This is a genomic window from Burkholderia sp. GbtcB21 (assembly GCF_019091065.1).
Classification (GTDB): domain Bacteria; phylum Pseudomonadota; class Gammaproteobacteria; order Burkholderiales; family Burkholderiaceae; genus Burkholderia; species Burkholderia pyrrocinia_C.
Map to the genome: position 1 here is coordinate 90,968 of NZ_JAGXKA010000002.1, position 17,918 is coordinate 108,885.

17 protein-coding genes are annotated in these 17,918 nt (G+C 68.2%); 9 read left to right on the plus strand and 8 right to left on the minus strand.

Annotated elements, in window-relative coordinates:
* Window positions 1-243: 243 nt before the first annotated feature.
* From lpdA to KVT39_RS04675, 4 genes are read right to left on the minus strand one after another with little or no spacing between them, the layout of a single operon-like run.
* A complete protein-coding gene (lpdA, locus tag KVT39_RS04660; protein ID WP_217588000.1) occupies window positions 244-1,635 on the minus strand; it encodes a dihydrolipoyl dehydrogenase in 1,392 nt (463 codons plus the stop codon).
* 5 nt (window positions 1,636-1,640) lie between these two features.
* Window positions 1,641-2,951: a dihydrolipoamide acetyltransferase family protein gene (locus tag KVT39_RS04665; RefSeq protein WP_217588001.1), complete on the minus strand. Its 1,311-nt coding sequence runs from the start codon at window positions 2,949-2,951 to the stop codon at window positions 1,641-1,643.
* A 1-nt stretch (window position 2,952) separates the two neighbouring features.
* Entirely contained in the window at window positions 2,953-3,993 is a 1,041-nt protein-coding gene (locus KVT39_RS04670) for an alpha-ketoacid dehydrogenase subunit beta (RefSeq protein WP_217588002.1), read from the minus strand.
* A 2-nt stretch (window positions 3,994-3,995) separates the two neighbouring features.
* Entirely contained in the window at window positions 3,996-5,228 is a 1,233-nt protein-coding gene (locus KVT39_RS04675) for a 3-methyl-2-oxobutanoate dehydrogenase (2-methylpropanoyl-transferring) subunit alpha (RefSeq protein ID WP_105390781.1), read from the minus strand.
* Window positions 5,229-6,242: 1,014 nt separating this feature from the next.
* Between KVT39_RS04675 and KVT39_RS04680 the strand changes: the two genes are divergently transcribed.
* From KVT39_RS04680 to KVT39_RS04710, 7 genes are all read left to right on the plus strand, one after another.
* Window positions 6,243-7,268: a substrate-binding domain-containing protein gene (locus tag KVT39_RS04680; protein ID WP_217588008.1), complete on the plus strand. Its 1,026-nt coding sequence runs from the start codon at window positions 6,243-6,245 to the stop codon at window positions 7,266-7,268.
* 73 nt (window positions 7,269-7,341) lie between these two features.
* Window positions 7,342-8,370, plus strand: a complete 1,029-nt coding sequence (locus tag KVT39_RS04685) for an ABC transporter substrate-binding protein (RefSeq protein ID WP_072435914.1) — start codon at window positions 7,342-7,344, stop codon at window positions 8,368-8,370.
* A 17-nt stretch (window positions 8,371-8,387) separates the two neighbouring features.
* Window positions 8,388-9,212: an ABC transporter permease gene (locus KVT39_RS04690; protein ID WP_217588009.1), complete on the plus strand. Its 825-nt coding sequence runs from the start codon at window positions 8,388-8,390 to the stop codon at window positions 9,210-9,212.
* 10 nt (window positions 9,213-9,222) lie between these two features.
* Entirely contained in the window at window positions 9,223-10,131 is a 909-nt protein-coding gene (locus tag KVT39_RS04695; RefSeq protein WP_034183189.1) for an ABC transporter permease, read from the plus strand.
* Between the two features lie 7 nt (window positions 10,132-10,138).
* Window positions 10,139-11,170, plus strand: a complete 1,032-nt coding sequence (locus KVT39_RS04700; protein WP_152855269.1) for an ABC transporter ATP-binding protein — start codon at window positions 10,139-10,141, stop codon at window positions 11,168-11,170.
* Window positions 11,171-11,256: 86 nt separating this feature from the next.
* Window positions 11,257-12,081 (plus strand): phosphodiesterase, encoded by an 825-nt coding sequence (locus KVT39_RS04705; protein WP_217588010.1) that lies wholly within the window; start codon window positions 11,257-11,259, stop codon window positions 12,079-12,081.
* Window positions 12,082-12,306: 225 nt separating this feature from the next.
* Entirely contained in the window at window positions 12,307-13,506 is a 1,200-nt protein-coding gene (locus KVT39_RS04710) for an MFS transporter (protein WP_217588011.1), read from the plus strand.
* 21 nt (window positions 13,507-13,527) lie between these two features.
* Here KVT39_RS04710 and KVT39_RS04715 read toward each other — a convergent pair whose 3' ends face one another.
* On the minus strand, window positions 13,528-14,700 hold the full coding sequence (locus KVT39_RS04715) for an EamA family transporter (protein ID WP_217588013.1): 1,173 nt from the start codon (window positions 14,698-14,700) through the stop codon (window positions 13,528-13,530).
* Window positions 14,701-15,215: 515 nt separating this feature from the next.
* Here KVT39_RS04715 and KVT39_RS04720 point away from each other — a divergent pair.
* A complete protein-coding gene (locus tag KVT39_RS04720) occupies window positions 15,216-15,569 on the plus strand; it encodes a type II toxin-antitoxin system RelE/ParE family toxin (RefSeq protein ID WP_034183185.1) in 354 nt (117 codons plus the stop codon).
* Entirely contained in the window at window positions 15,566-15,847 is a 282-nt protein-coding gene (locus KVT39_RS04725; RefSeq protein ID WP_034183184.1) for a helix-turn-helix domain-containing protein, read from the plus strand. Before KVT39_RS04720 ends, KVT39_RS04725 begins: the two co-directional genes overlap by 4 nt.
* A gap of 67 nt (window positions 15,848-15,914) precedes the next feature.
* On the opposite strand, the gene KVT39_RS04730 is transcribed toward KVT39_RS04725, so the two are convergent.
* The 3 genes from KVT39_RS04730 to KVT39_RS04740 form a co-directional block, all read right to left on the minus strand.
* Window positions 15,915-16,703, minus strand: a complete 789-nt coding sequence (locus KVT39_RS04730) for a molybdopterin-dependent oxidoreductase (RefSeq protein ID WP_034183183.1) — start codon at window positions 16,701-16,703, stop codon at window positions 15,915-15,917.
* Window positions 16,704-16,732: 29 nt separating this feature from the next.
* Window positions 16,733-17,365, minus strand: coding sequence for a cytochrome b/b6 domain-containing protein (locus KVT39_RS04735; RefSeq protein ID WP_217588015.1), 633 nt, complete (start codon window positions 17,363-17,365; stop codon window positions 16,733-16,735).
* A 169-nt stretch (window positions 17,366-17,534) separates the two neighbouring features.
* The gene (locus KVT39_RS04740) at window positions 17,535-17,786 is read right to left on the minus strand and encodes a pentapeptide MXKDX repeat protein (protein WP_217588017.1); all 252 of its coding nucleotides are present in this window, start codon (window positions 17,784-17,786) and stop codon (window positions 17,535-17,537) included.
* Window positions 17,787-17,918: the final 132 nt, after the last annotated feature.

Below are 17,918 nucleotides of genomic sequence, written 5' to 3' on the forward strand. Positions count from 1 at the left end.
GCGTCGCGCCGCCGGCTCCGGGCCATCGCATCTCAGACCATTAAAGATTATGGTTATCAGATATTTGTGCGACGAACGATATAAAGCCCATTCGCGGGCTTTTTTGCGTCGCCAAAGCCGTGCGCGACCGATTCGGATTTGCTTCGGCTCAGAAACCGGCGCAGCTCGCAGCAAACGGCACGACAACCTGAAAGCCGCCGATGCGCACATTGCGCACCGGCGCCTCCGTTTCAGAACGACGCGTCAAACATGCAACGCGTGCCCCAGCGCACGCAATGCCGCTTCCTGCAGCGCTTCGCCCAGCGTCGGATGCGCATGGATCGTGCCGCCGATGTCTTCCAGCCGCGCGCCCATCTCCAGCGACTGCGAGAACGCCGCAGCCAGCTCCGACACGCCGCGCCCGACGGCCTGCCAGCCGACGATCAGGTGGTTGTCGCGCCGCGCGACGACGCGAACGAAACCTTCGGTTGCCTGCAGCGTCATCGCGCGCCCGTTCGCCGCGAACGGAAACGACGCGCTCAGACAATCGACGCCGGCCGCGCGGGCGTCGTCCGGCGACCAGCCGGCCGTCACGATCTCGGGATCCGTGAAGCACACGGCCGGGATCGATGCCGGCATGAACTTGCGGCGCCGGCCGGCAATCAGCTCGGCGACCACCTCACCCTGCGCCATCGCGCGATGCGCGAGCATCGGCTCGCCGGCGACGTCGCCGATCGCCCACACGTTGCGCATCGACGTCCGGCATTCGTCGTCGATCCACAGCGCCCGGCCGTTGCGATCGAGCGGCAGCGCTTCGAGCCCGAAGCCGTCGACGCGCGGCCGGCGGCCGACCGCGACCAGCACGCGATCGGCCGGCAGCGTCCGTTCCGCGCCATCGGCCGCCTGCACACGCACCGCGCCGTCCTGCGCGAGCCCGAGCACCTTGTGGCCGAGGCACAGCCCGACGCCGAGCCGCGCGAGCGAATCGGCAACCGGCCTCGCGAGCTCGGCATCGTACGCAGGCAACACGCGCTCCGCCGCTTCGACGACGCTGACGTCGACACCAAGCTTGCGATAGACGATCCCGAGTTCGAGCCCGATATACCCGGCCCCGACGACGACCAGCCGCTTCGGCAACGTCGTGGGCGACAGCGCCTCGGTGGACGACACGACGCGCCCGCCGAACGGCATCGACGGCAGTTCGACCGGTTCGGAACCGGTCGCGAGCAACAGGTGCTCGCAACCGATCCGCGCCGTGTGGCCGCCGGCGACGACGTCGACAGTCTTGCCGTCGACCACGCGCGCTTCGCCGTGCAGCACGCGCACGCCGTTCTTCTTGAGCAGCGCGCCGACGCCGCGCGTCAGCCGGTCGACGATGCCGTCCTTCCACGCGACGCTTTGCGCGATGTCGATCTCGGGCGTGCGCACGCGGATTCCGAGCGCCCCTTCGCCGGCCTGACCGCACGCCTGTTCGAACGCATCGGCCACGTGGATCAGCGCCTTCGATGGAATGCAGCCGATGTTCAGGCACGTGCCGCCGAGCCGGTCGCGCTCGACCAGCACGGTCGGAATGCCGAGCTGGCCGGCGCGGATCGCGGCGACATAGCCGCCCGGGCCGCCGCCGATCACGAGCAGCGTGGTGTGTTCGTTTTTCATCGGCGTCACTCCACGAACAGCAGTGCCGGGCGTTCGAGCACCCCGCGCACGGCCTGGATGAACTCGGCCGCGTCCGCGCCGTCGACGACGCGATGGTCGAACGACGACGACAGGTTCATCATCTTGCGCGCGACGACCGCGCCGTCGCGAATCATCGGTCGCTCGACGATCCGGTTCACGCCGACGATGCCGACTTCGGGATGATTGATGACCGGTGTCGACACGATGCCGCCGAGCGCGCCGAGGCTCGAGATCGTGATCGTCGAGCCGCTCAACTCGTCGCGCTGCGCGCGGTTCGCGCGCACCGCATCGGCGAGCCGCGCGATTTCGGCGGAGATCGACCATACGTCGCGCGCTTCCGCATGACGCAGTACGGGCACCGTGAGGCCCGCATCCGTCTGCGTCGCAACACCCATGTGCACCGCGCCGTAGCGCGTGACGACGCCCGCTTCGTCGTCGAAGCGCGCGTTGATCTGCGGGAAGTCGCGCAGCGCGATCACCATCGCGCGGATCAGCAGCGGCAGCGGCGTGAGCCGGCCGCGCGTATCGCCGTAGCGGCGGTTCAGGTCCGCGCGCAACGATTCGAACTCGGTGACGTCGATTTCCTCGACATAGCTGAAGTGCGGAATGCGGCGCTTCGCTTCCTGCATCTTGCGCGCGATCGCGCGCCGCAGGCCGATCACCGGCACTTCGGTTTCGTCGTTGCGTTCTTCGTAGCCGTGCGCTTGCGACGCACGCGCCGCACCGCCGCTCGTCTTCGCATACGCGTCGAGGTCCGCGTGCAGGATCCGCCCGGCTTCACCCGTGCCGCGCACATAGCGCAGCTCGATGCCCATGTCCCATGCGCGCTGACGCACGGCCGGCGACGCGAGCGGCCGTTCGCCCGGCGCGAGCGCCGCAAGTCCGGCACGTTCCGCACGATGCGGCTCCGCGGCATCACGTTTGGCCTCATGACGCGGCGCCGCCGGCCTTGCAGCCGGTACGTCGGCGACCGGCGTCGACGGCGCCGCCGCAACCGGTGCGGTTTCCACCTTTGTTTCTCGCACCGGTGCGCCGGCCTTCAGGTTGCCATCGCCTTCAACTTCGAGCCGTATCAACTCGCTGCCGACCGCCATCATCTCGCCGATCCGGCCGCCAAGTTCCAGCACCTTGCCCGACACCGGCGACGGAATCTCGACCGCCGCCTTGTCCGTCATCACGTCGGCGAGCGGCTGGTCTTCCGTGATCGTCTGTCCGACTTCCACATGCCAGGCCACCAGCTCGACCTCGGCGATCCCTTCGCCGATATCCGGCATCTTGATGACATGAATCCCCATTTCACGCCTCCATCACGCGTCGCAACGCTTCGCCGACCCGGGCCGGGCCCGGAAAGTACGCCCATTCCTGCGCATGCGGATACGGCGTGTCCCAGCCCGTCGTGCGCTCGACCGGCGCCTCGAGGTGGTAGAAGCAATGTTCCTGGACCAGCGACACCAGTTCCGCGCCGTAGCCGCAGGTGCGCGTCGCCTCGTGCACCACGACGCAGCGCCCGGTCTTGCGCACCGACGCGACGACCGTGTCGAGGTCGAGCGGCCACAGCGTGCGCAGGTCGATCACCTCCGCGTCGATGCCCGTTTCCTCGGCCGCGGCGAGCGACACGTGCACCGTCGTGCCGTACGTCAGCACCGTCACGTCGTTGCCGGGCCGCACCACGGCGGCCTTATCGAGCGGCACCGTGTAGTAGCCCTCGGGCACCGCGCTCGCCGGATGCTTGAGCCATGACGTGACGGGCCGTTCGTGATGGCCGTCGAACGGCCCGTTGTACAGCCGTTTCGGCTCGAGGAAGATCACCGGATCGTCGTTCTCGATCGACGCGATCAGCAGCCCTTTCGCGTCGTACGGATTCGACGGCATCACCGTGCGCAGCCCGCACACCTGCGTGAACATCGCCTCCGGGCTCTGGCTGTGTGTCTGGCCGCCGTAGATACCGCCGCCGCACGGCATCCGGATCGTCATCGGCGCGGTGAACTGGCCGGCCGAGCGATAGCGCAGCCGAGCGCCTTCCGACACGATCTGGTCGGATGCCGGGTAGAAATAGTCGGCGAACTGGATCTCGCACACCGGGCGCAGCCCGTATGCGCCCATCCCCACCGCCACGCCGACGATCCCGCCTTCCGAGATCGGCGCATCGAACACGCGCGACTTGCCGTATTTGTTCTGCAGTCCTTCGGTGCAGCGGAACACGCCGCCGAAATAACCGACGTCCTGCCCGAACACGACCACGTCGCCGTCACGCCCGAGCATCACGTCCATCGCGGAGCGCAGCGCCTGGATCATCGTCATCGGCTGCGTCGCCGTGGCTGTCTCTTGGTGCGCCATGGTCATGCTCCCAGTTCCTGGCGCTGACGGCGCAGATGCGCGGGCAGCTCCTTGTACACGTCGTCGAACATCGAGGCCGGCGACGGAATCCGGTCGTCGGCCAGCGACCCGTATTTCTCCGCTTCCTTCTGCGCGGCGATCACCTCGGCCTCGAGCTCGGCCGTCAGCGCGTCGTGCGCGCTGTCCGACCAGATGCCCTTGACGATCAGGTGGCGCTTGAAGCGGGCGATCGGATCGCCGAGCGGGAAATGAGACCAGTCGTCGCTCGGCCGGTACTTGGTCGGATCGTCCGACGTCGAATGCGCGCCCGCGCGGTAGGTCACCCACTCGATCAGCGTCGGGCCGAGATTGCGGCGCGCGCGTTCGGCAGCCCAGCTCGACGCCGCGTAGATCGCGAGGAAGTCGTTGCCGTCGACGCGCAGCGACGCGATCCCGCAGCCGACGCCGCGCCCCGCGAACGTCGTGCCTTCGCCGCCCGCGATCGCCTGGAACGTCGAGATCGCCCACTGGTTGTTGACGACGTTCAGCACGACCGGCGCGCGGTACACGTGCGCGAACGTGAGCGCGGTGTGGAAGTCGGCTTCGGCCGTCGCGCCGTCGCCAATCCATGCGGACGCGATCTTCGTGTCGCCCTTGATCGCCGACGCCATCCCCCAGCCGACCGCCTGGATGAACTGCGTCGCGAGATTGCCGGAGATCGAGAAAAAGCCCGCGTCGCGGTCCGAGTACATCACGGGGAGCTGGCGCCCTTTGAGCGGGTCGCCTTCGTTCGACATCAGCTGGCAGATCATTCGCTCGAGCGGCACGTCGCGCGCGATCAGGATGCTCTGCTGCCGGTAGGTGGGGAAGCACATGTCGCCGTCGCGCAGCGCCATCGCGTGCGCGGTGCCGATCGCCTCTTCGCCGAGGCTCAGCATGTAGAACGAGATTTTCTTCTGGCGCTGCGCGATCATCATGCGCGCGTCGAAAATGCGGGTCTTGAGCATCGCGCGCAACCCGGCGATCAGTCGCGCATCGTCGAGGTCCGGCACCCACGGGCCGAGGGCCTTGCCGCTGTCGTCGAGCACGCGCACGAGGCTGCGGGCGAGATTGGCGGTGTCCGCCGGGGCAACGTCGATCGGCGGGCGGCGGACCGCGCCGGCCGGCGATAGATGCAGATAGGAAAAGTCCGTCTTGCAGCCCGGGCGCCCGGTGGGCTCCGGCACATGCAGACGCAATGGCTCTGACAGGCTCATCGTGTCGTCTCCACGCTCGATTGTGTCTCACGCTGATAGGCGCGCGCGGCCGGTTGCCGGCCTGCGCGCGGGCTGGCGCGCGGATAAGCGCGCCAACCTTGGAAATCTATGCAATGCCGCGCCGGCCGTCGATGACCAACCCGCTCGATCGCGGTGAGCATATTTGCCATGATAGGCGCGGGATGGCGGGATGGTATGCCTGTCGCAGGTGGCGGTCGCGCGCGCCTGTGTCGGTTGCATGGTCATCGCATCCGATGCAACGCCGCAGAAACAAAAAACCCGCGAGCGTTCGATCTCTCGCGGGTTTTCGGGCCTTCATGGAATCGCGTGGAAGCGATCGTGGTGCCGGGGACCGGACTTGAACCGGCAAGCCAATCAAGGCGGCGGATTTTCGTCACACTGCTTCTTTCGAAGCCGGCGTCGCGAGCGCGATGCCGTTCGTGCGCTGGACTATGCCTTCGCCGTCGCGCGCGGGCGTGACCGCTGCCCGTGCGCCTTAGGCGCCCCCCGTCTAGTCTCTACACCTTCCTCGCGGGAGCCGCGAGGCTTGGCTCGGCGTTGCCTCGATGCGCGCATCAGGGGTTTCGCCGAATTTGAAGGGTTCTGCACCGACCGTTTCCGGCCGGGCACTCAATCGTTTAAGTCCGCTATGTTTACCAATTTCATCACCCCGGCAAGAGGGCGGACGCGATTCTACCATTGCTTGCGCATGCGTTCCCTTATTCGGGCAACATGCGTTGGGACGCGTCGTACGTGCGCGCTCCATCGCCACTCGACGCACCATCGCATCGCACGCCTTCATCCAGTGTAATCGGCGCCGATACGACACCGCCCGCGATTTCGTCCCGCGCCGCAACATCCGCCGATACAATCGAGCCCGCCTTGTCCGACGGCCCCAAACCGTCTGACGTTTGTATCGCGCCTGTTGCGAAACAAGCGTCGCGCAAGTCATCGCGAAGTCACAAACGTTTTCGATAATCCCCCCTGCCGAAAACGTTTACATCGCGCTACTTCATGACCTCGACCATTAAGGACGTTGCTGCCCTCGCGGGCTTCTCGATCGCCACCGTTTCGCGTGCGATCAACGCACCGCATACCGTCAGCCCCGCCACGCTGCAGACGATCCGCACCGCGATCGACACGCTGCAGTTCCGCCCGAGCCCGCTCGGCCGGCAACTGCGCGGCGAACGCACGCGGCTCGTCGGCGTCGTCGTGCCGACGCTGTCGAACCCCGTGTTCGCCGACTGCCTGCAAGGCATCGACGAGCTCGCGACCGCGGCCGGCTTCAAGCTGATCCTGATGACGACCGAGTACGACGCGGCGCGCGAGCGTCACGCGATCGAGACGCTGCGCGAGCAGCGCGTCGAAGGGCTGATCCTGACCGTCGCCGACGCGGACACGCACCCGCTGCTCGACATGCTCGACCGCGACGGCCCGCATTACGTGCTGATGCACAACGACACGCAGCGCCGCCCGTCGGTGTCGGTCGACAACCGCAGCGCCGCCTACGACGGCGTGCGGGTGCTGACCGCGCGCGGTCACCGCCGCGTGCTGATGCTGGCCGGTTCGCTCGCCGCGTCGGATCGCGCGCGCCAGCGCCATCTCGGTTATGCGCAAGCGCTCGAGGAAAGCGGCGTCGCCACGCTGCCGCCGGTCGAAGTCGACTTCAACGCGCCCGAGCTGCCCGACGCGGTGCTCGCACATCTGACCTCGCGTGCAACGCGCCCGACCGCGCTCTTCTGCAGCAACGACCTGCTCGCGATGGTCGTGATGCGCGGCCTGCGCCGCGCGGGCTTCTCGATCCCGGACGACCTGTCGGTGCTCGGCTTCGACGGGATCGCGATCGGCGAACTGCTCGCACCGCCGCTCGCGAGCGTCGCGACGCCGAACCGCGACATCGGCCGCCACGCATGGCAGCGTCTCGTCGAATGCATCGGCGGCGCAACGATCGAACGCACGTCGCTGATCCTGCCGCACGCGGTGCGCGACGGTGCGACGGTCGCGCCGCCTGCCACCGACCTGCAATTGCGCAAGGCCTGAACGCACCGGCGTGCGACCACGCACGCCGACCACCACACCACCCCAGCGCCACACACTCGCCCGGAGACCCACCGTGTCCTTTCGCCTGACCTCGCTGCTGCGCGCACTCGCCGCGCCGCTCGCCTGCGCCGCACTTTTCGCCGGCGCACCCGCCGCCCACGCCGACGAAACGGCGATCTGCTACAACTGCCCGCCCGAATGGGCCGACTGGGCCGCGCAGATCGCGGCGATCAAGCAGAAGACCGGCATCCGCGTGCCGTTCGACAACAAGAACTCGGGCCAGTCGATCGCGCAGCTGATCGCCGAGCAGAAGAGCCCCGTCGCCGACGTCGTCTACCTCGGCGTGTCGTCGGCATTCCAGGCGAAGGACAAGGGCGTGATCGCGCCGTACAAGCCCGCGCACTGGAACGACATCCCCGCGAACCTGAAGGACCCGCAAGGCTACTGGTTCGCGATCCACTCGGGCACGCTCGGCTTCTTCGTGAACAAGGACGCGCTCGACGGCAAGCCGGTGCCGCGCTCGTGGGCCGACCTGCTGAAGCCCGAATACAAGGGCATGGTCGGTTATCTCGATCCGTCCAGCGCATTCGTCGGCTACGCGGGTGCGGTGGCCGTCAACCAGGCGCTCGGCGGCAGCGTCGACAACTTCAAGCCGGCGCTCGACTGGTTCCGCAAGCTGAAGGCGAACGCGCCGATCGTGCCGAAGCAGACCGCGTATGCGCGCGTGCTGTCCGGCGAGATTCCGATCCTGCTCGATTACGACTTCGACGCGTATCGCGCGAAATACAAGGACAACGCGAACGTCGAGTTCGTGATTCCGAAGGAAGGCACGATCGCAGTGCCGTACGTGATGAGCCTCGTGAAGGGCGCGCCGCATGACGCGAACGGCAGGAAGGTGCTCGACTTCGTGCTGTCGGACGAAGGCCAGAAGCTGTGGGCCAACGCGTACCTGCGCCCGGTGCGCGCACAGGCGCTCGGCGCCGATGTCGCCGCGAAGTTCCTGCCGGCGAGCGAGTACGCACGTGCGAAGCCGGTCGACTTCGGCAAGATGGCGGCCGGTCAGCAGGCGTTCGGCCAGCAGTACCTGCAGGTGATGCAGTAAGCAGCAGGACGCAACCGATGCTCGATCAGACTTTCCCGCTGCGCTGGCGCGTCGCGCTCGTCGCGCCGGCGCTCGCGATGTTCGCCGCGTTCTGGCTGCTGCCGATGGCGGCGCTCGTGCAGGTGTCCGCCGACGGCGCGTTCTTCTCGCAGTATGCGGCGCTGCTCGGCAATGCACGCTACATGAAGAGCCTCGGCGAGACCGTCGCGCTGTCCGCGGGCGTCACGCTCGCGACGCTCGCGCTGTCGACGATCTCCGGCCTGCTGCTCGCGCGCCGCGAATTCGGCGGCAAGCGCGTGCTGCTCGCGCTCCTCACGTTCCCGCTCGCGTTCCCGGGCGTCGTCGTCGGCTTCATGGTGATCATGCTCGCCGGGCGCCAGGGGCTGATCGGCATGCTGTCCGCGAAGCTCACCGGCGACAAGTGGGTGTTCGCGTATTCGGTCGCGGGCCTGTTCGTCGGCTACCTGTACTTCTCGATTCCGCGCGTGATCGTCACCGTGATCGCGGCCGCATCGAAGCTCGATGCATCGCTCGAGGAAGCCGCGCGCTCGCTCGGCGCGTCGCCGTGGCGCATCTTCGTCGACATCGTGCTGCCCGCGCTTGCGCCCGGCCTGATCGCGGCCGGCGCGATCTGCTTCGCGACCGCGATGGGTGCGTTCGGCACCGCGTTCACGCTGGCCACCGACCTGAACGTGCTGCCGATGACGATCTATACCGAGTTCACGCTGAACGCGAACATCGCGACGGCGGCCGGCCTGTCGATCGTGCTCGGCGTCGTCACCTGGGCCGTGCTCGCGCTCGCGCGCCGCTTCACCGGCCACACCGCCGCCGCCGCGGCCTGAGGATTCCTGCATGCAATCGCTTTCCGGCTCTTCCGCGCCGTCTCCGGCGCCCGCTCCCGCTTCCGTTCCCGCGCAGGCGAACGGCGTCGCGCGCCGCGCGCCGCGCGTCACGGGCGCGCGTGCGATCGCCGCGCTGCAATGGGGCGTCACGCTGCTGTTGTGCGCGTTCCTGATCGTGCCCGTCGTGATGTCGGTGCTCGCTGGCCTGACCGTCAACTATTTCCGCGGACTGTCGAGCGGCCTCACGCTGCGCTGGCTCGAACAGGTGTGGCAGCAGTATCACGGCTCGGTCGCGCTGTCTCTATACGTCGCGTTCGCGACGCTCGCGATCGTGCTCGCGGTCGGCGTGCCGGCCGGCTATGCGCTCGCGCGCAGCAAGAGCCGCATCTCGCGCGCGATCGAGGAAGCGCTCGTGCTGCCGGTCGCGCTGCCCGGCCTCGCGTCGGCGCTCGCGCTGCTGGTCGTGTACGGCGGCTTCACCGCGTTCCGGATGAGCCTGTGGTTCATCGTCGTCGGCCACGTCGTGTTCACGCTGCCGTTCATGGTGCGCGCGGTCGCGGCCGTCGCGGCCGGCGCCGACCTGCGCACGCTCGAGGAAGGCGCGGCCAGCCTCGGTGCGTCGTTCGTCACGCGCTTCGTCACGATCGTGCTGCCGAACCTGCGCCCCGGCATCGTCGCGGGCGCGCTCGCGGTGCTCACGCTGTCGATCGGCGAATTCAACCTCACGTGGATGCTGCATACGCCCGACACCAAGACGCTGCCCGTCGGGCTCGCCGATACCTATGCGTCGCTGCGCCTCGAAGTCGGCAGCGCATACACGATCCTGTTCCTGCTGATGACGCTGCCGCTCCTCGTCGCGATGCAATGGCTCGGTGTCGATCCGTCCGGCACGCGTGCACTCAAGCGCCGCCCTCGTTGAACCAACTATGAAACTCGATTCCACTCCCATCACCCTGACCGGCTGCGCGAAGACGTTCCGCGGCACGCGCGTGCTCGAACCGCTCGACCTGTCGATCGGCGCGGGCGAAACGCTCGTGCTGCTCGGGCCGTCGGGCTGCGGCAAGACGACGACGCTGCGCCTGATCGCGGGCCTCGACACGCCGGACGCCGGCGGCACGATCGCGTTCGGCAACGACGACGTGACCGCACTGCCGATCGAGCGCCGGCAGGTCGGCATGGTGTTCCAGAACTACGCGCTGTTTCCGAACCTGACGGTGCGCGGCAACGTCGGCTACGGGCTCAAGATCCGCAAGACCGAGCCGCGCGCGCTGCGCGAACGCGTCGACGAACTGCTCGCGATGATGCGGCTCGACGCGCACGCGGACAAGCCGATCGATCAGTTGTCGGGCGGCCAGCGCCAGCGCGTCGCGCTGGCGCGCGCGCTCGCGGTACGGCCGCGCGTGCTGCTGCTCGACGAACCGCTGACGGCACTCGACGCGAAACTGCGCGACGTGCTGCGTCGCGAGATGAATGCGCTGCTGCGCGAACTCGGCGTGACGACGGTCTACGTGACGCACGACCAGGCCGAAGCGATGGAGCTCGGCGACCGGATCGTCGTGATGGGCGCGGGCCGCATCGAACAGATCGGCACGCCACGCGACATCTATTACCGGCCGGCCAACCGCACGGTCGCGCAGTTCATCGGCACGCTGAACCGGCTTGGCGGACAATGGCGCGATGGCGCGCTCGTGACGACGGGCGGCGCGATCGTCACGCCGCATGCCGCCGACGAGTGGTTCTTCCGCCCCGAGGATGCACAGCTCGCCGATCCCGCGCATGCGCCGCTGCGCGGCACGGTCGGTGCATGCGCGTTCCTCGGCGAGCGCACGCGGCTCACGATCGAGCACGCAGCGCCCGACGCGCTCGTGATCGACGTGCCGGGCCGCATCGCGCTCGCGCACGGCACCGCGGTCGGCATTACGATTGCACCGGAAGGACTGATCGCGCTCGGCGCGTAATGCGCTTCGAATGCACCACGGATGCACGCCCCACCGCGGCGCATGACGCCGCACCCACAATAACCAGACGATTCCGAGAACCGACGATGCTGCTAGCTCAAATCAGCGATCTCCACATCAAGCGGCCGGGCCAGCTCGCGTACCGGCGCGTCGACACGGCGGCCGCGCTCGCGCGCTGCATCGCGAAGCTGAACGCGCTCGTGCCGCGCCCCGACGCCGTGCTCGTCACCGGCGACCTGACCGACTTCGGCCACGACGACGAATACGCCAACCTGCGCAACCTGCTCGCGCCGCTCGAGATTCCGTACTACCTGATGATCGGCAATCACGACGACCGCGCCGGGCTGCGCCGCGCGTTCGCCGATCGCGCCGAACTGCAGGACGGCGAATTCGTACAGTACGCACTCGACGTCGGCGCGGTGCGCGTGCTCGCGCTCGATTCGCAGGTGCCCGGCGCGAGCCACGGCGACCTGTGCGACGCACGGCTCAAATGGCTCGCCGCGCAGCTCGACGCCGCACGCGATCGCCCGGTGATCGTCGCGCTGCATCACCCGCCGTTCGTATCGGGGATCGGCCATATGGACGCACTGCGCCTCGCGCCCGCCGCCGCCGCGCAACTCGACGCACTGCTGCGTGCTTATCCGAACGTCGAACGCGTGCTGTGCGGCCACGTGCACCGCACGATGTTTACGCGTTTCGGCGGCACGCTCGCGTCGGCCGTGCCGGCGCCCGCGCACCAGGTCGCGTTCGACCTGCGGGCCGATGCGCCATCCGCGTTCCGGCTCGAACCGCCGGCGTTCGCGGTGCATCGTTATGCGCCGGATACGGGGATGACGTCGCACCACGTGTATGTGGACGAAGGCGCCGGGCCTTATCCGTTCTATGAGCCGACGGGGGAACTGGTCGACTGAACGCGTGAAGGACGTGCGATAACGGGCGGCCGGTTGTGCCGGTTGTGCCGGTTGTGCCGGTTGTGCCTGTTCGCCTGTTCGCCTGTTCGCCGGTTCGCCGGTTCGCCGCGCCCGGCAGGATTCACGGTGCTCCGGTATGATCGGCAGCCTCGGCTGGCGCCCGGCCCGCCTGCGCACCCGACGCGTGCGCCGCGCGCCGCGCCGCCCAACTTCGCCCGCGCAGCCATGTCCACCGCCTCCACCGACCGTCCGACCGACGCCGCCTCGCCCCACTACTCGCGCAGCCTGCTGTTGCTGCTCGCGACGATCGCGGGCGTGTCCGTCGCGAACATCTACTACAACCAGCCGCTGCTCGACAGCTTCCGCTCGGCCTTTCCCGACGGCGCGTCGTGGATCGGCGCGGTGCCGACCGCCACCCAGCTCGGCTATGCGGCCGGGATGTTCCTGCTCGCGCCGCTCGGCGACCGTTTCGATCGCCGCCGGCTGATCCTGATGCAGATCGTCGGCCTGTCGGTCGCGCTGATCGTGGCGGCCGCCGCGCCGTCGCTGGCCGTGCTCGCCGTCGCGAGCCTCGCGATCGGCGTGCTCGCGACCATCGCGCAACAGGCCGTGCCGTTCGCGGCCGAGATCGCGCCGCCCGCCGAACGCGGGCACGCGGTCGGCACCGTGATGAGCGGCCTGCTGCTCGGCATCCTGCTCGCGCGCACGGCCGCCGGCTTCGTCGCCGAGTATTTCGGCTGGCGCGCGGTGTTCGGCGCGTCGGTTGCGGCGCTCATCGCGCTGGCCGCCGTGATCGTGCTGCGGCTGCCGCGCAGCTCGCCGACGTCGACGCTGCCGTACGGCAAGCTGCTCGGCTCGATGTGGCATCTGGCGGTCGAACTGCGCGGGCTGCGCGAGGCGTCGCTGACGGGCGCCGCGCTGTTCGCGGCGTTCAGCGCGTTCTGGCCCGTGCTCACGCTCTTGCTCGCCGGCGCGCCGTTCCATCTCGGCCCGCAGGCGGCCGGCCTGTTCGGGATCGTCGGCGCGGCAGGCGCGCTTGCGGCGCCCTACGCGGGCCGCTTCGCGGACACGCGCGGCCCGCGCACGATCATCTCGCTCGCGATCGCGCTGCTCGCGCTGTCGTTCGTGATCTTCGCGCTGTCGGGCTCGAGCCTCGTCGGGCTCGTGATCGGCGTGATCGTGCTGGACGTCGGCGTGCAGGCCGCGCAGATCTCGAACCAGTCGCGCATCTATGCGCTGAAGCCCGAGGCGCGCAGCCGCGTCAACACGGTGTTCATGGTGTGCTATTTCATCGGCGGCGCGCTCGGCTCGTCGGCCGGCGTCGCCGCATGGCACGCGTTCGGCTGGACCGGCATGTGTGCAGCCGGGCTGCTGTTCACCGCGCTCGCGGGCTGGTCCCACCATCGCGGCGGCCGGCGCGGCTGAGCGCGGCCGGCGGCGCCGGCATCACGCGTCGGCGCGCGGTGCCGCCGGTTCGCCCGCGGCCGGCGGTGCGAACGCCTGCGCCGGATCCATGACCACCGCCGGATCCATCACGGCAGCCGGCGTCGGTACCGCCAGCGGGACGGCGGAAGGCGCCAGGATGGGCGCCGCTTCCGGCAGCGCGATCTGATCGGGTGCGGACGCAACGTCCGCCGTCGACGCGGCCGCCGCGACCGGCGAACCGGCAGCCGCCGCGCGTGCCGCGGGCCGGCGCGCCGGATCGAACACGAACGACAGTCCGACGCTGCCGAGGATCGCGACGGTCGCGACCACGGTCGCCATCGTCACCGGTTCGCCAAGCAGCAGCGCACCGAGCGCGACCGCGACGATCGGGTTCACGTACATGCAGCTGCTCGCGATGATCGGGCTCGTGTGGCGGATCAGATAGCCGTACGCGACATACGCGGCCATCGTGCAGAACACCATCAGGTACAGAAACGCGAACACGGGCCCGACGGCCAGCTGCTCGACGCGTTCGCCGAGCAGCCAGGCGACGAGCGTCGACATCAGCCCGCCGAGGCCGATCTGCAGCGACGTGGACAAAAACAGGTCGGACGGCAGCTTGAGCCGCGTCGCGAGATGCGCGCCGCCCGCCCAGAACAGCGCGCCGGCCAGCACGCAGATCGTGCCGAGCGCCGAGTTCGCGGCTGCCGCGCCGCCCGAATTCAGCACGACGATGCCGACCATCCCGAGCGCGACGGCCGCCCACTCGCCCTTCGTCACCGGCCGCCCGGCCACCGCCGCGATCACGGTCGCGAACAGCGGCACCGTGGCCACCATCACCGCGGCCGAGCCGCTGCTGACCGTGCGCATCCCGAGCGCGATCGTGCCCGACGACAGCGCGACGAGCATCGTGCCGACGATCGCCGAGTTGCGGATCTCCAGCAGCGTCGGCCATTCGGGCTTGCGCCGCAGCGCGAAGATGAACAGGCCGATCCCGCCGAGCAGGTTGCGCAACCCCGACAGCAGCAGCGGCGGGAACGACTGCAGCGCGAAATGCAGGCCGCTGTAGGTCGAACCCCAGACGAAATAGATGAACACGAGCGCCAGCGCGACGCGGCCGCCGCGGCTTTGCGGCAGGCGGATCCGGAACGAAAGGCGGGAGAAGAAATCGAGGAGGCGATCGAGCGGGGTCATCGTGCAGCCCGCCCGCACGTCGCGTTGCGTGCTCCGCTGAAAGACGCCGGCAATGCCGGCAAACGGTCCTGGCGGGACCGGGAAGGCAGAGCAAACATGCGGAACGACATGGCAGTGCGAACGGCGACGAAAGAGAACCGGCAAGCGGCGGCAAAGGGGCAAAAAAAAACGCGCGCAACCGTTTCGGCTGCGCACGCTCGGGATTATGGCATCAAGGATTCGAAAGCATCGTCAGACCTGTCTGAAAGGATAAGGACTGACGTTTCGGCGCGACAATTCTCGGCCGGCAGGTGGGCGGTTGAAATCCGGGGCCGGATGCGCGATGCGCGCACATTGCCGGCGTCGGTGCCGGTACCACACGCAATTCGTAGCAATCCGTAACGGTCGAACCAGACATCGGCCGAACAGCCAATCATGCGTGCCGGCCTTCGATTCACGCTTATCGTGACGGTCGGCATACCCTCCTCGCGCCGTCCGCAGCCTCCGTTCGAAACCCGCACCATCGATACAAAATTTTGTATAATTCAACCATTCTTCCGCCGAAGCCGGTCGTGTTCGTCGGCAGCGCGCTCGACGATCTTCGCGACTTTCCGCTGCCCGCGCGGCGTGACGCCGGCCACCAGATCGACCAGGTGCAGCGCGGCCTGGCGCCCGACGACTGGAAGCCGATGCGCACCGTCGGCGTCGGCGTGCGGGAAATTCGCCTGCGCGATGCGAGCGGCGCGTTCCGGATCGTCTATGTCGCGACCTTCGCCGATGCCGTCTACGTGCTTCACTGCTTCCGGAAGCAATCGGCACGCACGAACAAAACTGATATCGACCTGGCCGCCCGGCGTTATCGCACGCTGATGATGGAGTTGAAACGATGACCAATGAACGTTACACGAACGTCTGGGACGCAATCGAGGGCCAGCCGGCCGAGGCCGAGAACATGAAGCTGCGCTCCGAACTGATGATCGCGCTCAAGCAGCGCATCGCACAGCTCGAACTCAATCAGGCCCAGGCTGCGCAACGGCTGGGCGTCACGCAGCCGCGCGTCTCCGATCTGCTGCGCGGCAAGATCAACCTGTTCGGGCTCGACGCGCTCGTGAACATGGCCGCGGCAGTCGGCCTGCGCGTCGATCTCCAGGTGCGCGCATCCGCATGACGCATGACGCCCGTGCCGCGATGCAGCGCGGCACGGGCATGCGCTGCAATGCCGGGCCATGCGCCGCTCACGATCCGCCGAACCAGTTGTATCCCTGATCGACCCAGTAGCCGCCCGGAAACGTATCGGTCACGAAGATTTCCATGATGTGCTTCGGGTTCTTGTAGCCGAGCTTGGTCGGCATCCGCAGCTTCATCGGAAAACCGAATTCCGGCGGCAGCCGGCGGCCGTCGTAGTCGAACGCGAGCAGCGTCTGCGGATGCAGCGCGGTCGGCATGTCGATGCTCTCGTAGTAGTCGTCCGCGCACTTGAAGCCGACGTATTTCGCGCGCGTGTCGGCGCCGGCGCGCGCGAGGAACGCGCCGAACGGCGTGCCGCCCCAGCGGCCGATCGCACTCCACCCTTCCACGCAGATATGCCGCGTGATCTGCTCCGCGTGCGGCAGCGCATACAGCTCGTCGAGCGTCCACACGCGCTTGCCCGTCACGCGGCCGGACAGCACGAGCCGATACGTCGACGCATCGACGTGCGGCACGTCGTCGATCCCGTAGTACGCATTGAACGGGAACGGCCGCGTGATGTCGGCTTCGGTGTAGGTCGGTGCGAGCCGGTCGCCGCTGAACAGCCAGGCCTGCACGCGATCGTTCATGCGCGACACTTTCTCGAGGAACGTGTTGACCGACGCATCGTCCTGCAGTGTGCAGCCGGTCAGCATCGTCAGCCCGCCGAGCGTCAGCACGCGCCGGTTGAAAAGCCGCCGCGACGGCATCTCGAGCTCGCGGCGCACGTCGAGTTCGAGCGACTTCCGGTCGAGGGTCCAGCGCGGCTGGCCGCGCCTGTTTTCGGATTCCGACATGATGATTTCCTTCGCCCGCGGCTCGCGGGTCAGCGGCCGCGCAGCATCGCGAGCAGCGAGCGCGGCACCAGCAGCGCCATTGCGACGTGTACGACAAAAAATGCGACGAGCAGCGACATCGCCCAGAAATGCACGATGCGCGCGTTGTCGTAACCGCCGAACAACTCGCGCAGCAGCGGAAACTGCACGGACTTCCAGATCGCGAGCCCCGACAGCACCAGCACGACGAGATCGACGATCGCGGTCAGGTACGCAGCGCGCTGTACCGCGTTGTAGACGCTCAGGTCGGCGTGCGACAGCCGCCCGCCGAGCGCGGCGCGTACGTCGCGCCACACGGACGCCGGCGTGACGGGCAGCATCTTGCGCACCAGGCGTCCGGTCGCAAGCGACATCGCGAGGTAGAACAGCCCGTTGCCGACGAGCAGCCACATCGCCGCGAAATGCCATTGCAGCGCGCCGCCGAGCCAGCCGCCGATCGTGATGCCGTGAGGAAACGTGAACGGCGGATAGATCGGCGACGCGTCGTAGATGCGCCAGCCGGACAGCGCCATCAGCACGGCCGCGAGCGCGTTGAGCCAGTGGCTCGCGCGCACCCACAGCGGATGGATCGGGCGCGCGGGCGGCGTGGCGGCCGCGCGCCCTGTGGCGGGAACGGTTTGCATGATGAAAACTCCCGGAATGAGGCGACAGAGCGCGAGACGGGGCCGAAGACCGGCCACGCAACGCATGCGCTGACGTGCGGCGTTGCGCGTGCCGCGCGTCGGCCGGCACCGCGTGCCGTCCCGGCACGCAGCAACGACACGCGCGTCGGCCGCGCTCCGTCCGTTTCCGTCAGTTCGACGGGGCCATCTTGTCGTCCGACTTCGGCTTGCCCATCGAGTCGTGCGACATCGCGTCCTTCTTCATCGCGTGCTTCTTCATGGCGTCCTTCTTCATCGCGCCGTCCTTGGCCATCGCGTCGTGGCCCATCGCGTCCTTCGACATCGACGAACCTTCCTTCGACATCGCGTCGTTCTGCGCATACGCACCCGTTGCGACCATGGCGAAACCGGCGACACAGGCTGCGATCAGTACTTTTTTCATGACATCTCTCCGAAACATGGGTTTGAGGAGCCGAATAGACGGACGACGTCACGGGAAATGACAGCCGATCTGAAAATATTTTTTTGTGCCGGCCGGACAGCCCGCCATGCTGCACCGCTCATCCGCCGCCGA

Excerpts from the sequence above, each read along its gene's own strand:
- lpdA (WP_217588000.1), bottom strand. The coding sequence starts at position 1,635 with ATGAAAAACGAACACACCACGCTGCTCGTGATCGGCGGCGGCCCGGGC.
- KVT39_RS04665 (WP_217588001.1), bottom strand. The coding sequence starts at position 2,951 with ATGGGGATTCATGTCATCAAGATGCCGGATATCGGCGAAGGGATCGCC.
- KVT39_RS04670 (WP_217588002.1), bottom strand. The coding sequence starts at position 3,993 with ATGGCGCACCAAGAGACAGCCACGGCGACGCAGCCGATGACGATGATC.
- KVT39_RS04675 (WP_105390781.1), bottom strand. The coding sequence starts at position 5,228 with ATGAGCCTGTCAGAGCCATTGCGTCTGCATGTGCCGGAGCCCACCGGG.
- KVT39_RS04680 (WP_217588008.1), top strand. The coding sequence starts at position 6,243 with ATGACCTCGACCATTAAGGACGTTGCTGCCCTCGCGGGCTTCTCGATC.
- KVT39_RS04690 (WP_217588009.1), top strand. The coding sequence starts at position 8,388 with ATGCTCGATCAGACTTTCCCGCTGCGCTGGCGCGTCGCGCTCGTCGCG.
- KVT39_RS04695 (WP_034183189.1), top strand. The coding sequence starts at position 9,223 with ATGCAATCGCTTTCCGGCTCTTCCGCGCCGTCTCCGGCGCCCGCTCCC.
- KVT39_RS04700 (WP_152855269.1), top strand. The coding sequence starts at position 10,139 with ATGAAACTCGATTCCACTCCCATCACCCTGACCGGCTGCGCGAAGACG.
- KVT39_RS04705 (WP_217588010.1), top strand. The coding sequence starts at position 11,257 with ATGCTGCTAGCTCAAATCAGCGATCTCCACATCAAGCGGCCGGGCCAG.
- KVT39_RS04710 (WP_217588011.1), top strand. The coding sequence starts at position 12,307 with ATGTCCACCGCCTCCACCGACCGTCCGACCGACGCCGCCTCGCCCCAC.
- KVT39_RS04715 (WP_217588013.1), bottom strand. The coding sequence starts at position 14,700 with ATGACCCCGCTCGATCGCCTCCTCGATTTCTTCTCCCGCCTTTCGTTC.
- KVT39_RS04725 (WP_034183184.1), top strand. The coding sequence starts at position 15,566 with ATGACCAATGAACGTTACACGAACGTCTGGGACGCAATCGAGGGCCAG.
- KVT39_RS04730 (WP_034183183.1), bottom strand. The coding sequence starts at position 16,703 with ATGTCGGAATCCGAAAACAGGCGCGGCCAGCCGCGCTGGACCCTCGAC.
- KVT39_RS04735 (WP_217588015.1), bottom strand. The coding sequence starts at position 17,365 with ATGCAAACCGTTCCCGCCACAGGGCGCGCGGCCGCCACGCCGCCCGCG.
- KVT39_RS04740 (WP_217588017.1), bottom strand. The coding sequence starts at position 17,786 with ATGAAAAAAGTACTGATCGCAGCCTGTGTCGCCGGTTTCGCCATGGTC.